Origin of the sequence: Streptomyces panaciradicis (assembly GCF_023516615.1) — a bacterium.
GTDB lineage: Bacteria > Actinomycetota > Actinomycetes > Streptomycetales > Streptomycetaceae > Streptomyces > Streptomyces panaciradicis.
The window spans coordinates 1-14,308 of sequence record NZ_JAMGBF010000057.1; the positions used below are offsets into that span (position 1 = coordinate 1).

16 protein-coding genes and 1 pseudogene are annotated in these 14,308 nt (G+C 71.9%); 10 read left to right on the forward strand and 7 right to left on the reverse strand.

What is annotated here, in order from left to right; all coding sequences use genetic code 11:
- Positions 1 to 825: pseudogene (locus M8J74_RS20290) on the forward strand (glycogen debranching enzyme); the annotation flags it as partial.
- Positions 826 to 828: 3 nt separating this feature from the next.
- Here the strand turns inward: M8J74_RS20290 and M8J74_RS20295 are convergent.
- Positions 829 to 1,629, reverse strand: a complete 801-nt coding sequence (locus M8J74_RS20295) for a VOC family protein (RefSeq protein WP_249837784.1) — start codon at positions 1,627 to 1,629, stop codon at positions 829 to 831.
- 195 nt (positions 1,630 to 1,824) lie between these two features.
- Between M8J74_RS20295 and M8J74_RS20300 the strand changes: the two genes are divergently transcribed.
- Positions 1,825 to 2,145, forward strand: coding sequence for an ANTAR domain-containing protein (locus M8J74_RS20300; RefSeq protein WP_249837785.1), 321 nt, complete (start codon positions 1,825 to 1,827; stop codon positions 2,143 to 2,145).
- Positions 2,146 to 2,181: 36 nt separating this feature from the next.
- On the opposite strand, the gene M8J74_RS20305 is transcribed toward M8J74_RS20300, so the two are convergent.
- On the reverse strand, positions 2,182 to 2,976 hold the full coding sequence (locus M8J74_RS20305) for a SigB/SigF/SigG family RNA polymerase sigma factor (RefSeq protein WP_249837786.1): 795 nt from the start codon (positions 2,974 to 2,976) through the stop codon (positions 2,182 to 2,184).
- A 260-nt stretch (positions 2,977 to 3,236) separates the two neighbouring features.
- Between M8J74_RS20305 and M8J74_RS20310 the strand changes: the two genes are divergently transcribed.
- The 4 genes from M8J74_RS20310 (at position 3,237) to M8J74_RS20325 (ending at position 6,097) form a co-directional block, all read left to right on the forward strand.
- On the forward strand, positions 3,237 to 3,689 hold the full coding sequence (locus tag M8J74_RS20310) for a MarR family winged helix-turn-helix transcriptional regulator (RefSeq protein ID WP_249837787.1): 453 nt from the start codon (positions 3,237 to 3,239) through the stop codon (positions 3,687 to 3,689).
- The gene (locus M8J74_RS20315) at positions 3,686 to 4,567 is read left to right on the forward strand and encodes an ABC transporter ATP-binding protein (RefSeq protein WP_249837788.1); all 882 of its coding nucleotides are present in this window, start codon (positions 3,686 to 3,688) and stop codon (positions 4,565 to 4,567) included. Before M8J74_RS20310 ends, M8J74_RS20315 begins: the two co-directional genes overlap by 4 nt.
- Entirely contained in the window at positions 4,527 to 5,381 is an 855-nt protein-coding gene (locus M8J74_RS20320; protein ID WP_249837789.1) for an ABC transporter permease, read from the forward strand. The genes M8J74_RS20315 and M8J74_RS20320 overlap by 41 nt, the downstream gene beginning before the upstream one ends.
- Before the next feature lie 194 nt (positions 5,382 to 5,575).
- Entirely contained in the window at positions 5,576 to 6,097 is a 522-nt protein-coding gene (locus M8J74_RS20325) for a hypothetical protein (protein WP_058927361.1), read from the forward strand.
- 12 nt (positions 6,098 to 6,109) lie between these two features.
- On the opposite strand, the gene hemC is transcribed toward M8J74_RS20325, so the two are convergent.
- The 3 genes from hemC to M8J74_RS20340 all read right to left on the reverse strand — a co-directional run bounded on the left by hemC (position 6,110) and on the right by M8J74_RS20340 (position 9,105).
- A complete protein-coding gene (hemC, locus tag M8J74_RS20330) occupies positions 6,110 to 7,045 on the reverse strand; it encodes a hydroxymethylbilane synthase (protein WP_058927362.1) in 936 nt (311 codons plus the stop codon).
- 258 nt (positions 7,046 to 7,303) lie between these two features.
- On the reverse strand, positions 7,304 to 8,284 hold the full coding sequence (locus tag M8J74_RS20335) for an ATP-dependent DNA ligase (protein WP_249837790.1): 981 nt from the start codon (positions 8,282 to 8,284) through the stop codon (positions 7,304 to 7,306).
- Positions 8,285 to 8,355: 71 nt separating this feature from the next.
- Positions 8,356 to 9,105, reverse strand: coding sequence for an SDR family oxidoreductase (locus M8J74_RS20340; protein ID WP_249837791.1), 750 nt, complete (start codon positions 9,103 to 9,105; stop codon positions 8,356 to 8,358).
- A gap of 114 nt (positions 9,106 to 9,219) precedes the next feature.
- Here M8J74_RS20340 and M8J74_RS20345 point away from each other — a divergent pair, with 114 nt between their 5' ends.
- Positions 9,220 to 9,924 (forward strand): TetR/AcrR family transcriptional regulator, encoded by a 705-nt coding sequence (locus M8J74_RS20345; protein WP_249837792.1) that lies wholly within the window; start codon positions 9,220 to 9,222, stop codon positions 9,922 to 9,924.
- Positions 9,925 to 10,103: 179 nt separating this feature from the next.
- Here M8J74_RS20345 and M8J74_RS20350 read toward each other — a convergent pair whose 3' ends face one another.
- Complete coding sequence (locus tag M8J74_RS20350) at positions 10,104 to 11,582, reverse strand: MFS transporter (protein ID WP_249837793.1); 1,479 nt, start codon at positions 11,580 to 11,582, stop codon at positions 10,104 to 10,106.
- Between the two features lie 291 nt (positions 11,583 to 11,873).
- On the opposite strand from M8J74_RS20350, the gene M8J74_RS20355 reads away from it, so the two are divergent.
- The 3 genes from M8J74_RS20355 (at position 11,874) to M8J74_RS20365 (ending at position 13,468) form a co-directional block, all read left to right on the forward strand.
- Positions 11,874 to 12,524: a TetR/AcrR family transcriptional regulator gene (locus tag M8J74_RS20355; RefSeq protein WP_249837794.1), complete on the forward strand. Its 651-nt coding sequence runs from the start codon at positions 11,874 to 11,876 to the stop codon at positions 12,522 to 12,524.
- Between the two features lie 96 nt (positions 12,525 to 12,620).
- Positions 12,621 to 13,001 carry a DoxX family protein gene (locus tag M8J74_RS20360; protein WP_058927367.1) on the forward strand — a complete coding sequence of 127 codons (381 nt, stop codon included), beginning with the start codon at positions 12,621 to 12,623 and terminating at the stop codon, positions 12,999 to 13,001.
- Positions 12,998 to 13,468, forward strand: coding sequence for a peroxiredoxin (locus tag M8J74_RS20365; RefSeq protein WP_283948367.1), 471 nt, complete (start codon positions 12,998 to 13,000; stop codon positions 13,466 to 13,468). The genes M8J74_RS20360 and M8J74_RS20365 overlap by 4 nt, the downstream gene beginning before the upstream one ends.
- 51 nt (positions 13,469 to 13,519) lie before the next feature.
- Here the strand turns inward: M8J74_RS20365 and M8J74_RS20370 are convergent, their stop codons facing one another.
- On the reverse strand, positions 13,520 to 13,954 hold the full coding sequence (locus M8J74_RS20370; protein WP_249837795.1) for a cupin domain-containing protein: 435 nt from the start codon (positions 13,952 to 13,954) through the stop codon (positions 13,520 to 13,522).
- Positions 13,955 to 14,308: the final 354 nt, after the last annotated feature.

The following is a 14,308-nucleotide window of genomic DNA, read 5'->3' on the forward strand; positions in this document are numbered from 1 at the left end:
CACAATCGGCGCCGCCCGCGCGCCAGCGTCAACTTCGTCACCGCGCACGACGGGTTCACCCTGCGTGACCTGGTGTCGTACAACGACAAGCACAACGAGGCCAACGGCGAGGGCAACCGGGACGGCGAGAGCGACAACCGGTCCTGGAACTGCGGCGCCGAGGGCGAGACGGACATGCCCGGCGTGCTGGAACTGCGCGCCCGCCAGCAGCGCAACTTCCTCGCCACGCTGTTGCTCTCGCAGGGCATCCCGATGCTCTGCCACGGCGACGAACTCGGCCGCACCCAGCACGGCAACAACAACGCCTACTGCCAGGACAACGAGGTCTCCTGGATCGACTGGCGGCTGACCGGCGAACAACGCGACCTCGTCGACTTCACCCGGTACGTGATCGGGCTGCGCGCCGCCCACCCGGTGCTGCGCCGCCGGCGCTTCTTCCGCGGGGAGACCGAGACCCACGCCGGCCAGCCGCTGCCGGACCTGGTGTGGCTGGCGCCGGACGCGCGGGAGATGACGGAGGAGGACTGGCGGCGCGGCGACGCGCACTCCGTCACGGTGTTCCTCAACGGCGACGCCATCGTCGAACCCGACCCGTGCGGCCGCCCGGTCGTCGACGACTCCTTCCTGCTGCTGTTCAACAGCTACTGGGAACCGGTGGAGTTCGTGCTGCCGGACGTCTCCTACGGCGAACGCTGGGCGACACTCCTCGACACCGCGATCCCGCAGGGGCCCCCGGACGAGGCCGAGCACAAGGCGGGCGCGCAGACGACCGTCGAGGCGCGCAGCCTGGTTCTGCTGACCCGGCCCTCGCGCACCGCCCGCTGAGGCTCAGCGCTCCTTGCGCGAGGTCACCGTGAACTGCGCGCCGTCCGTGTCGCGCAGCACGGCCTCGTCGCCGCCCTTGGACAGGACGCTGCCGCCGTGCCGCTCGGCGGCCCGCACACAGGCCGTCACGTCCTCGACCGCGAAGTGGATCTGCCAGTGCGGCCGAATGGTGGGGTCGGGGGCCGCCCCCAGCGCACCCGACTCGATGCGGGCCACGATCTCGCCCTGGCTGCGCAGCACCACCTCGCCGCCCTCGTAGCGGACCTCGCAGCAGCCGGAGCGCTCGGTCGCCCAGTCCAGGACCTCGCCGTAGAAGATGGCGGCGTCGAAGGCGTCGCGGGTGTGCAGCCGGATGAAGGCGGGGGCGGCCGCGCGCCACTTCTCCCAGTCGGAGAACAGCTCGCCCTCCCAGACCCCGAAGGTCGCGCCGTCCCGGTCGGCGAGCAGCGCCGCCCGGCCGGGCGGGAAGGAGAGCGGTCCGACGGCCGCCGTGCCCCCGCGCTCCTGGGCGCGGGCCGCGGCCTCGTCGGCGCTCGGCACGGCGAAGTAGGGGGTCCATGCCACGGCCATCTGCCACATGGAGGCAACGGCTCCGATTCCCGCCACCGGGGTGTCACCCACCATGGCGATCCGGAAGCGGTCGCCGAGCTTGGCCGGGCGCAGCCGCCAGCCCAGCACGGCCCGGTAGAAGTCCTCGGTGACGTCGAGATCACGGCTGGTCAGGCTCACCCAGCAGGGTGCTCCGAACACGGAGTGCGAGGAGACCACCTCACTGGTGGCGGGGCGTGTCGTGTCGTCGTTCATGGCAGTCGCGTCCTGGTCTCGTCGACCGGCCGGCACCGGTCTGCCACCAGTGTCCGGCCGGAACCGCCCCGTGCGCCTGCCGAGTACCCCCGACAGGGCTGCGAAACGGCCGACGGGCCCGGTGGCGCGGGCCTCGGGGAGTGGCGACGATGGAGGTGACCGACAGCGTTGTGAACAGGCGCCTGGGAGGTGGCGATGCCCACGAACGGGGGCTCGGACCGGATCTTCGAACTGCAGGAGGAAGTGCAGCAGCTCAAGGAGGCGGTCGCCTCGCACGCCGTCGTCGACCAGGCGATCGGCATGGTCGTCGCACTCGGCCGCGTGGGACCCGACGAGGGCTGGCAGGTGCTGAAAGAGGTCTCCCAGCACACGAACATCAAGCTGCGGAACGTGGCGGAGCTCATCCTCATCTGGGGCCGCAGCGGGGTCATGCCCGAGGAGATACGGGCGGCGCTGGAAGACGCGCTGGACCGCTTCGGCCCCACGCAGATCCCGGGGGAGTCACCGGAGGAGTGACCGCTTCGGCCCGCGCGGGGCCGCCGGGCACGGCGCTCAGCCGGCCTGGGCCTGGAGTTCCTCCCGCAACTGGGCGAAGCATCCGCTGAGCAGCCGGGAGACGTGCATCTGCGAGATGCCGAGCTGCTGGGCGATGTGGCTCTGCGTCATCCCGCGGAAGTACCGCAGATAGAGGATGGTGCGCTCACGCTCGGGCAGTGCCTGCAGACAGGGCGCGGCCGCCACGCGGTCGACGACGACGTCGTACGCCGGATCGGGGCCGCCGATCGCGTCCGTGAGGGCGTACCCGTCGGTGCCGGGCATCTCGGCGTCGAGGGAGAGGGCGGTGAAACACTCCAGGGCCTCCATGCCCATGCGCACCTCGTCCTGGCTCAGTCGCGTGTGCAGGGCGATCTCGGCGACGGTCGGCGGCCGGCCCGAGACGGTCTGGGACAGCTCCTTCGCGGCCTGCCGGACCCGGTTGCGCAGGTCCTGGACCCGGCGGGGCACATGCAGCGTCCACATGTGGTCGCGGAAGTGCCGCTTGATCTCGCCGGTGACGGTCGGCACCGCGTACGCCTCGAAGGCGTGCCCGCGGGCCGGGTCGTAGTGGTCGACGGCCTTGACCAGACCGAGGGCCGCGACCTGGTAGAGGTCCTCGAGGGTCTCGCCGCGCCCCTTGAAGCGGACGGCGATCCGCTCGGCCATGGGCAGCCAGACCCGGACCAGCTCGTCCCGCAGCGCCTTGCGCTCGGGGCCGTCGGGGAGCTCTGCCAGCCGCCGGAAGGACGCGGCCGTGTCGGGGGCGTCGTCGTGCGGGTGGGGCTTGTTTCTACCGGTGGTGACGCGCATCGCGCGCACCTCCCTCGGGCGGTGCCGGGTGGACAGACACCATGGGAGGAACGGAGGCGGACCAGCGAAGACATCCGGGGCCCGGCCGGCTCCCACGGACGTGCCTCCTGTCCGAAGCACTCAGTGCAGATGCCCGGAGCGGGCACATCCAAAACAAAAAGGGCATTTACGGCCATGTGGGGTGCGGCGTGGCGCGGTCGTCCTCGGGTTTGACCGTCCCTTGGGTTCATTACCTCTGCTACAGAGGTAAAAGTGGGAACGTGGAATCGGAAACCTTCCCGGACGAACTGGTCGACGCCCTCGTCGGAGTCCAGCGGCTCCTCAGACGCCGGCTGCGCCGGCAGATCGCCCCGCTGCTGCGTGGCGCGGAGGTCGAACTGCTGCGCCTGGTCGTCTCCCGGCCCGGCATCGGCATCTCGTACGCCGCCAAGGACCTCCGCCTGGCGGGCAATTCGGTGTCCACGCTGGTCAACCAGCTGTCCCGGCAGGGCTACCTGGTACGCGAGACCGACCCCGCCGACCGGCGGGCCGCCCGGCTCCTGCCGACCCCCACCGCCGAGGCGCGGATCGCCGAATGGCGCAAGCGGCGCGGAGAACTCGTCCGTGACGGACTGTCCGGACTGGACGAGGTGGACCGGGAGGCGCTGCGTGCCGCCGTCCCCGCGCTGCGCAAGCTCGCCGAGAACCTGCACGAGGAGGCGGAGGAGTCATGACGAACGACGCGGGCGCACCCCAGACGGGCGCGGACGCCGCAGGCGGCGCGGCCACCCCATCGGCCGACGCCGTCAGCTGCACCGGACTCGCCTACGCGTTCGGCGAGACCCGCGCGGTCGACGGCCTCGACCTGTCGGTGGCGAAGGGCGAGGTGTTCGGACTGCTCGGCCCCAACGGGGCGGGCAAGACCACCGCGATCCGCTGCATCACCACCCTGCTTCCGGTCCCCGCCGGCATGGTCCGGGTCTTCGGCCACGACGCCGCCAAGGAGCGCATGGCCGTACGCCGCCTGCTCGGCTACGTGCCCCAGCAGCTCTCCGCCGACGCCGGGCTCACCGGACGCGAGAACGTCGCCCTGTTCGCCCGCGTCTTCGACGTCTCCCGCCGTGAACGCGGCGAGCGGGTCGCGCAGGCCCTGGCCGCCGTCGACCTCACCGACGCCGCCGACCGGCTCGCCGGCACCTACTCCGGCGGCATGATCCGCCGCCTCGAACTCGCCCAGGCCCTGGTCAGCGCGCCCCGGCTGCTGATCCTCGACGAGCCGACCATCGGCCTCGACCCCATCGCCCGCACCGGCGTGTGGGAGCACATCAACGCCGTACGGGACGCCACCGGCATGACCGTGCTGGTGACCACCCACTACATGGACGAGGCCGACCAGTACTGCGACCGCGTCGGCCTGATGCACCGCGGCCGCATCCGGGCCCTCGGCACCCCGGCCGAACTGCGCCAGGGTCTCGCCGAACGCCGGGGGACCGAGACCCTGCCCACCCTGGAGGACGTCTTCCGCGACGTCGCCGGCAGCGGCCTCGACGACACGTCAGGAGATTTTCGGGATGTCCGAAGCACCCGCCGCACCGCCCACCGCGTCGGCTGACCGCGCCGACGGCATCGACCTGCTGTTGCGCCCGCCCGAGCCCCGCGCCGGCTGGCGTCTGCTGCCCGCCCGCGTGGCCGCGATGTGCACCGTCGAACTGCAGAAACTGCGCCACGACCGCACCGAGCTCTACACCCGCGCCGTGCAGCCGGCCCTGTGGCTGCTGATCTTCGGCCAGACCTTCACCCGGATCAAGGCGATCCCGACCGGCGGCATCCCCTACGTCGACTACCTCGCGCCCGGCATCATCGCCCAGTCCGCGATGTTCATCGCCATCTTCTACGGCATCCAGATCATCTGGGAGCGCGACGCCGGCATCCTCAACAAGCTCCTGGTGACGCCCACTCCACGCTCGGCGCTGATCACCGGCAAGGCCTTCGCCGCGGGAGTGAAGTCGCTGATCCAGGCCGTCGTCGTCATCGTCATCGCCGCCCTGCTCGGCGTGGCGCTGACCTGGAACCCGCTCAAACTCCTCGGTGTGGCGGCCATCGTCGTCCTCGCGTCCGCCTTCTTCTCCTGCCTGTCCATGACCATCGCCGGCGTCGTCCTCAGCCGCGACCGGCTCATGGGCATCGGACAGGCCATCACCATGCCGCTGTTCTTCGGCTCCAACGCCCTGTACCCGGTGTCCGTCATGCCCGGCTGGCTCCAGGCGATCAGCACGTTCAACCCGCTGAGCTACCAAGTGGACGCCCTGCGCGGCCTTCTCCTCGGCACCCAGGCGCACGTCGCCCTCGACCTCGCGGTGCTCCTCGTGTCCGCCGCGCTGGGCATCACCGCCGCCTCCTCACTGCTCGGTCGACTCGCCCGCTGATCACGCCGTTCGGAACGTGATGTGCGGCACGCCCCTTCACAGGGGCGCGTGGCGCATTTCGCCGATTGTTCCTGCGCACGGCTTGATCAGTGATCAAAGGGGATGAATTCGCTGGCCACAGCGCATTCTGCTCATTTGACAGTGCGCTGAGCACACAGATAGGAAGCAGCTCTCTGAGGTCGAAGAGGTGGATTGTGTACGAGCCGAACGTGGTCGGGGACTGGCAGGAGTACGACGAGCATGCCGGTCTGCGTGTCCGCGTCCACCGCCTGGAAGCCGCCGAGCCGCCGCGCGGCCGGGACGACGCGGCCGCCGGCCTCACCTACTTCTGCGTCCGCGTGACCGTCGAGAACCGCGGCGAGCGACCCTCGACCATCCACCTCGAGGACGGTCAGATCGACGTGCGGACCGGCCCGGACGGCGAGGCCGCGTTCATCGACTGGCGGAACTCGCAGTTCATCGAGGGCTTCGACGTCTACCCGCTGCGCCGGGCCACCGCCGTGCTGTTCGCGGCCGGCCCGGAGGCCTCGTTGAGCCAGGTCGACGTGCAGATCCAGCTGCGCGTCGACGAGGAGTGGGCCGACCGCCGGCTGTGGGCCGGCGGCATCGGACTGCACGAGGAGACGGTGGGCGCCCACGCCGTCTCCGCGCGGGACGTCCTGGCCCATCAGGTCAGCACCTTCCTGCGCGAACAGGCGGAGGAAGGCACCGCCTGATCCGCGTCCGCCTCAGTGCGGGATGCCGTCGATGATCTCGCGGGCACCCTGACGCAGCAGTGCCACGGCCACCGACGTGCCGAGCGTGGCCGGATCGAGTCGGCCCGCCCATTCGTGCGCGTTCAGGCGCGTCTTGCCGTCGGGCGTGAACACGCAGGCCCGCAGGGACAGTTCGCCGCCGTGTTCCACGCGGGCGTATCCGGCGATGGGGCTGTTGCAGTGCCCCTGCAGCACGTGCAGGAACATGCGCTCCGCCGTCGCCTCCCGGTGCGTGTCCGGGTCCCCGAGTCCACTGACCGCGTCGATGAGATCGGTGTCGTCCTGCCGGCACTGCAGGGCCAGGATGCCCGCGCCGATCGGCGGCATCATCGTCTCCACGGAGAGAACGTCCGTGATCACGTCCTGGCGTCCGATGCGTTCGAGGCCGGACACCGCGAGCAGCAGCGCGTCCGCCTCGCCGGCCTCCAGCTTCGCCAGCCGCCGGTTGGCGTTGCCGCGGAACGGCACGCACTCCAGGTGCGGATGGCTGGCGGCGAGCTGGGCGACGCGGCGCACCGCGGAGGTGCCGATGCGCGTGCCCTCCGGCAGCTCGTCCAGCGTCAGACCGCCCGGATGGACGAGGGCGTCGCGGACGTCGTCGCGCTTGAGGAACGCGGCGAACGTCGTGCCCGCCGGCAGCGGCCGGTCGGCCGGAATGTCCTTGACGCAGTGCACCGCCAGATCGGCCTCGCCGGCCAGCAGCGCGGCATCCACCTCCTTGGTGAACGCCCCCTTGCCCTCCACCTGGGACAGCACGCCCATCCACTTGTCGCCGGTCGTCTTCACCGGCACGACCTCGGTGCGCACACCGGGGTGCAGGGCCGCCAACTCGGCGCGGACACGCTCCACTTGGGCGAGCGCCATGGGCGAGTCGCGGGAGACGATACGGATCATTTCGGGGACGGACATGCGGACACGATAGACCCCCCGAAGGGCGCGTCCGGACAGTACCGGCCTATTCGGGCGCGCATCACACAGGCGTGGGTCCGACGGCGGAGCCGCCCGGATCGGCCACCGGCTGCCGTCGTCGCCCTGGCGCGAAGCCGCCACCTGCGCAGTCCCACCCGGTCGACGCCCGAGGTGCTGAACCCGGTTGACGCGGACGGTAGTTGGACGCGGTTCACCGCCCGCACGCGCACGCCGTCGCGGCCGGCTCACCGAACAGGGTCAGAGCAGGTCGGCCGGGAAGTCGGCCGCCGCCTCCTCGGGGGTCAGGTCCGGGCGCAGCCGCAGCCAGGAGGGCTGGCGCAGCATGCCGGCGCGGGTCCGGGTGCTGTAGCGGACCTCGCCGACCAGCCGGGGCACCACCCAGTGGGCGCCGGGCACCGAGGGGACGGGATCGAAGGGGCACACGGTGGTTCCGGCATCCCGCAGCAGTCCGGCGAGCCGGACGCGCTCGGCCTCGCTCCAGCCGGTGCCCACCCCGCCGACGTAGCGCAGCCGCCCCGCCGCCCGCTGTCCCACCAGGACCGCACCGGGCAGTCCCGACAGCCGCCCCTTGCCCGCCAGCCAGCCGCCCACGACGACGTCCTCGCTGCGCATGTTGCGGATCTTGATCCAGGCCCGGGAGCGCACCCCGGGTTCGTACACCGAGTCCAGCCGCTTGCAGACCAGGCCCTCCATGCCGTGCTCGCGGGTGGCGCTCAGCGCCTGCCGGCCGTGCCCGACGAGGGCGGCGGGCGTGGACCAGAAGGGCCCGTCGAGCCCCAGCTCCTCCAGAAGCCCCCGGCGGCGGACGTAGTGCAGAGCGGTGAGGTTCTCGCCGGCCAGGTGCATCACGTCGAAGAGCACCAGGTGAGCGGGGACCTTGGCGGCCTGACGTGCCGCCCGCGCGGGCGCGTGTGCGAGGCCCATCCGGGACTGCAGCAACTGGAAGTCGGCACGGCCGTGTTCGTCCAGCGCCAGCACCTCCCCGTCCAGCACCGCGGCCGTGGCCCCCAGCGCCGTGCCGAGCTCCCGAAGCTCCGGATACGCGCCGGTGATCTCCTCGCCCGACCGGGCGCGCAGCCGCACACGGCCGTTCCCTTCGAGGTAGGCCACGACCCGCTGGCCGTCCTGCTTGGTCTCGTAGGCCCAGCGGGCGTCCTGTGACGCGGGCGGCAGTGTGCCCGGCGTGGCGAGCATGGGCGGGATCAGGGGGAGGGTCACGGGTGAGTTGTCGACGCTGCCGCCCGCCGTCACGCGCCCGGCCCACCGGTTTCCCCTGAACGGCGCTGCCGTCAGATGATGCCGCCGTTGGCCCGCAGCACCTGCCCGTTGATCCAGCGGCCCTCGCGGCCCACGAGGAAGGACACGACGCCGGCTATGTCCTCCGGCGTCCCGAGGCGTTCCAGCGGCGGCTGTGCGGCCAGCCGGGCGACGGTCTCCTCGTCCTTGCCGTCGAGGAAGAGGTCGGTCGCCGTCGGGCCGGGTGCCACGGCGTTGACCGTGACGTCACGGCCCCGCATCTCCCGGGCGAGGATCAGCGTGAGCGCCTCGACCGCGCCCTTGCTCGCGGCGTAGGCGCCGTAGCCGGGGAACGCGAGTCCGACGACGGAGCTGGAGAAGTTGACGAGCGCTCCGCCCGGGCGGAGCCGGCGCGCGGCCTGCTGGTCGACCACGAACGTGCCGCGGATGTTGGTGCGGTACAGGGCGTCCAGCTCGTCCAGATCGAGCTCGGAGACGGGGGACAGGGGCATCCGTCCGGCCGCGTGCACGACCGCGTCGACACCGCCGTAGGTGGCCTCCGCCAGATCGAACAGGGCGGCGACCTCGGCCTCGTTGCCGACGTCCGCGCGGGCGGCGTACGCCGTGCCGCCCGCCGCCTCGACCGCCTGGACGACCTCGTCAGCGGCGTCCTTGTTGCCCGCGTACCCGACGACGACCGCGAACCCGTCGGCGGCGAGCCGCCGGGCGACCTGCCGCCCGATACCGCGTGATCCGCCGGTCACGATCGCCACGCGCCGGTCCTGCTGGGTCTGAGTGGTCATGACGCCGTCCCTTGTTATCGATGCTACGACTTCTTCGTATCGACGATAACACGGCTTCGTAGCGTTGGTACAGGAAATTTCGTATCGCCGCTACGTGTGGCGTACGGTGGTCCCATGGATGCGCGGGAGAAGATCCTGGAAGCGGCCACCGAGCTGCTGGCCGAGGCGTCGGTCGCCGACGTCTCCACACGGGCGGTGTGCGAGGCGGCGGGCGTGGGCGCGCCGATGCTCTACCGGCTGTTCGGGGACAAGGCCGGGCTGCTGGCCGCCGTCGTCGACCGCGGCTTCGAGGCGTACCTCGCCTCCAAGCGAACGGCGCGGCCCAGCGACGATCCGGTCGCCGACCTGCGCAGCGGCTGGGACAACCACATGCGCTTCGCGCTGGAGCACCCCAATCACTACCGGCTGATGTACTCACCCGAACTGACGGTCCCGCCCGCCGCGGCGCAGGAGGCGCACGCCCTGCTGCATGGCATTCTCGAACGCTGCGCCGCCGCCGGCCGGCTCACCGTCCCGCCCGCCCTGGCGACGCAGATGATCATGTCCGCCAATGTCGGAGCGGCCCTGTCCCTGCTCACCAGACCGGAGCAGTATCCGGACCCGGCCTTCGCCGAGCGGCTGCGCGACGCCGTGCTCGACTCGGTCACCCGCCCGCCCTCCGACGCGTCGGCCGGCCCCGCGGGCGACGGGGACGACGCGGGGGTGCCGGTCGCCGCGGCCACACTGGCGGCCCGGCTGCGTGCCGCGCAGTCCCCGTCCTTCACCCCGGCCGAATCGGCCCTCCTGGGCCAGTGGCTGGACAAGCTGTCCGCTGGCTGACCGGCGGGCCACGACGGGGAGGGGGGCGCGGTTCGCCGTCCGGCCTCCATAGCGCGCCCGCGGTGCACGGACGCCGAAGTTCCGTGGGGCGGCAAGGCTTCTCGGGTGCTGCCGGGCGCGGGCGAGGGCATGGCTGATGGCCGCGGGCCGTCGGTCCGCGGCCATCAGTGGCAGGTGGGTCAGCCCACCTTGGAGGTGTCGGCCGACGGCTGGGCGGCGGGTACCGGCGCGTCCGCGACGGCGGGTCGGCGGTTCGGGATGAACCACGCCACGGCGAAGGCCAGCAGCGCGGCTCCGGCGCCGAGGGCCATGACGACCTTGAAGCCGTTCTGCGACGGCAGTGCGTAGCCGCCGAGGTCGATCGTGAGGTGGGACAGGACGACACCGGCGAGCGCGCTGGCCACGGAGGTGCCGATCGACCGCATCAGCGTGTTGAGGCTGTTGGCGGCCGCGGTCTCCGACGGGTCCACGGCGCCCATGATCAGGGCCGGCATGGCGCCGTAGGTGAAGCCGATGCCGGCGCCGATGACGCACGACACCAGCACCAGGTGCCACACCTCGGGCATCAGCACGATGTTCAGGCCGTACCCGCAGGCCACGATCAGCGCGCCGATCATCAGCGTCACCTTCGGTCCCTTCGCCTTGGAGACGGCCGCGGACACCGGAGCGAACGCCATCATCACCAGACCGGACGGCGCCATCACCAGGCCGGCGGTCAGGAGCGACTTGCCCAGGCCGTAGCCCGTCTGCGCGGGCAGCTGCAGCAGTTGGGGCAGGACCAGGGACATCGCGAACATCGAGAAGCCGATCGCGATCGAGGCGAGGTTGGTCACCAGGACCTGACGGCGGGCGGTGGTACGCAGGTCCACCAGGGGTTCGGCCGTACGCAGTTCGAACAAGCCCCACGCGAGCAGCACCACGACCGCCAGGGCGAACAGGCCGAGGGTGGTGCCGTCGGTCCAGCCCCAGTCGGCGCCCTTGGATATCGCCAGCAGCAGGGACACGAGTCCCACCGCCATGCCGACGCCGCCGACGGCGTCGAAGCGGCCGCCGGAGCGCACCTGGGACTCGGGCACGAAGAGCAGGACCAGCGCCAGGGCCACAGCGCCCATGCCGGCCGAGGCCCAGAACAGTACGTGCCAGTCGAAGTGGTCCGCGATCAGTGCCGCCGTCGGCAGGCCCAGAGCGCCGCCGACGCCGAGGGAGGCGCTCATCAGGGCCGTGGCCCCGGCCAGCCGCTCGGTGGGCAGCTCGTCGCGCATGATGCTGATGCCCAGCGGCACGACCGCCGCCGCAAGTCCCTGCACCGCCCGTCCGACGATCATCGGGGCCAGCGACTCGCTGAGTGCGCAGACCACCGAGCCCGCCACCAGCAGCACCACGCTGACCAGCAGCATGCGCCGCTTGCCGAACATGTCGCCGAGGCGGCCCACGACGGGTGTCGCCACCGCGGCGGCCAGCAGCGTGGCGGTCACCGCCCAGGCCGTGTCCGCGGCGGGGGCGTCCAGCAGTTTCGGCAGCTCCGGGACGATCGGGATGACCAGCGTCTGCATCAGCGATACGACGATGCCGGCGAAGGCCAGCACGGCCACCACGGCGCTGGACCGCGGTGCGGCCGGTCCGCCCGGGCCCGCCGGGCTGGAAAGGACGTCGGACATGAAGAAGCCTCCATGGGCAGGGAGAGAAGCCGGAAACCCGATCCGCTTTTAAGGCAGGTGATTGACTTGGCTTACGGGTTCGGGGCGCCCGGCGTCCGCTGGGCCCTGGCCGGACGGGTCTGAAGGCGCGCGGCGACGGGCCGCTCGGTCCGGCGGGGAGCCGTAAGCCGTCCTGAACAGGCGATTGCGTAGGCTTCCCTTCGCTGGAACCCGCCGCACGCGCGGCGGACCCGCGGCGGTTCGAGGGACTGGCCGGCGCGGGCTGAACGAAGTCCCGGTGCGGTGGTGAGCATGGCGGCCAGGACGGCACGGGCGGAACAGGTCAGCGCGACCAGGGAGCTGATCCTGACCGCCGCCGAGCGGCTGTTCGCCGAGCGCGGCGTCAACGCCGTCTCCAACCGTCAGGTCAGCGAGGCCGCCGGACAGGGCAACAACACCGCCGTCGGCTACCACTTCGGCACCAAGGCCGACCTGGTGCGCGCCATCGTCCGCAAACACGCGACGCAGATCGAGGAGATCCGCGCCCGGCTGCTGGCCGGCATCGGCGACTCACCGGACGTGCGCGACTGGGTGGACTGTCTGGTGCGCCCCGTCCCGCAGCACCTCGCGGCCTTGGGCGGCCCCACCTGGTACGCCCGCTTCTGCGCGCAGATCATGACCGATCCCGTACTGCACCAGATCGTCGTCGAGGAGTCCCTCACCTCCCCGTCGCTTCGGCAGATCATCGACGGACTCACCGCCTGTCTGCCCGACCTGCCGCCCGAGGTCCGCGCCGAGCGGGGCGAGATGGCCCGGCATCTCATCGTGCAGATGCCCGCCGAACGCGAGCGCGCGCTCGCCGAGAACCGGCCCACCCCGCGGGCCACCTGGGACGACGCCGCGACCGGTCTCGCCGACGCGCTCGTCGGCCTGTGGCTGGCGCCCGTGGCGAACCGGCCCTGACGCGGCCGGCAATCCCGGCCGCCTTGTGGGGAGGCCGATCACGAGCCCTCTCTACCCTGCGGTAACATCGCCCGGCAGGTCATCAGAGGAGGAACCGTGCCACGGTCCGAACGCTCGCCCCTGCTGCTCGCCGGTCTGCTTGCCGCCGCGGGCACCGCCCACTTCGCCGTTCCCCGCCAGTTCGACGCGATCGTGCCGCGCTCCCTGCCGGGTGCGCCGAGAACCTGGACGTACGTCAGCGGTGCCGCGGAACTCGCGCTCGCGGCGGGCATCGCGCTGCCCCGTACCAGGAAGACCGCGGCCCTCGCCGCCGCCGCGTTCTTCGTCGGCGTCTTCCCCGCCAACGTCAAGATGGCTGTCGACTGGGCGGACCGGCCCGCGCCGCAGAAGGCCGCCGCTCTGGGGCGGCTGCCGCTGCAGCTGCCCCTCGTCCTGTGGGCCCGCAGTGTCGCGAAGAACGGGGAGAGCGCCGCATGAGCCAGTCAGTGAACGTCGGCGACAAGGTCGACGACTTCGAACTGCCCGACGAGACGGGCACCGTTCGCACGCTGTCCGAACTGCTCGCCGACGGACCGGTCGTGCTCTTCTTCTACCCCGGCGCCCTCACCGCGGGCTGCACCGCGGAGGCCTGCCACTTCCGCGACCTGGCCGCCGAGTTCGCCGAGGCCGGCGCCCGGCCGGTCGGTATCAGCGGTGACACCGTCGAACGGCAGCAGGAGTTCGCCGACCGGCACACCCTCGGCATGCCGCTGCTGTCCGACGCCGACGGCACGATCCGGGAGCGGTTCGGCGTCAAGCGGGGCTTCTCCCTGGCGCCGACCAAGCGGGTCACCTTCGTCATCGGGCAGGACCGCACCATCCTCGAGGTCGTCCGCAGCGAGCTGCGCATGAACACCCACGCAGACCGGGCCCTCGAGGCCCTGCGGGCCGCACGACAGAAGTGACCGCACGGAAACGGAGGGCCCTGCCGGTCCTCCGTTTCGCCGCCGGTGTCGTCACTGGAAGGAGCAACCCGGGTTCGGGACGTCCTCCGAGTACGGCGCGCCGTGCGGCAGCACGTACAGCACGTCGAGGACCAGCGGGGTGTCGCCCTCGTTGCGGCCCAGGTGGACGTCCCCGGGGCCGCCCGGCTCGCGGACCGTGGTGCCCTTCGGGTAGACGCCGTCGCGGGCGCAGTCGGCGTGGTAGTGGTTCAGCGTGCCCTGGCGGACGAAGCCGTAGACCACGCCGTCGTGGTAGTGCCAGCCGGTGCTCTGGCCCGGCGGGACGGTGATCTCGCGCAGCACGTAGTCGGTGTCCCCGACGGTGGTCGTGCTGATCAGCTTCGCGGTCACCCCCGGACCGGGCGGCGTGGCCCCGGCGGTGCCGCAGGTCAGGACCGAACCGGTGACGATCACACTGACGACGGCGCTGCGGAGTGCGGTGCGCATACTTGAACGGCCTTCCGGACGAGGGGCGAAGATCGAGTACCGCCGTGAACATAGAGGTCTGGCAGGGCTGTTGGGGCCGGAACACGTCAATCCGGCCACCTCGTCGGCCGGTTCGCTCAGGCCGCGGGCCGCTCGCACATGACGTCGTCCCCTTCGCTCAGGCCGCCGCGGGCCGCTCGCGCACGACGTCGGCAGGCCTCTTGTCGTCCCTGAGGCCCAGGAAGCGCGGAGGGCGCAGGATGCCGTTCCGTGTCCACTCGGTGCGGTTCGGAGAAGTCCCGCCGGCCGCTCGGCGTGGCCGGCATGGGCCGTGCGGCGATGTCCGTCCCCGGGCGCGCCGTGCGCAGCAGTCCG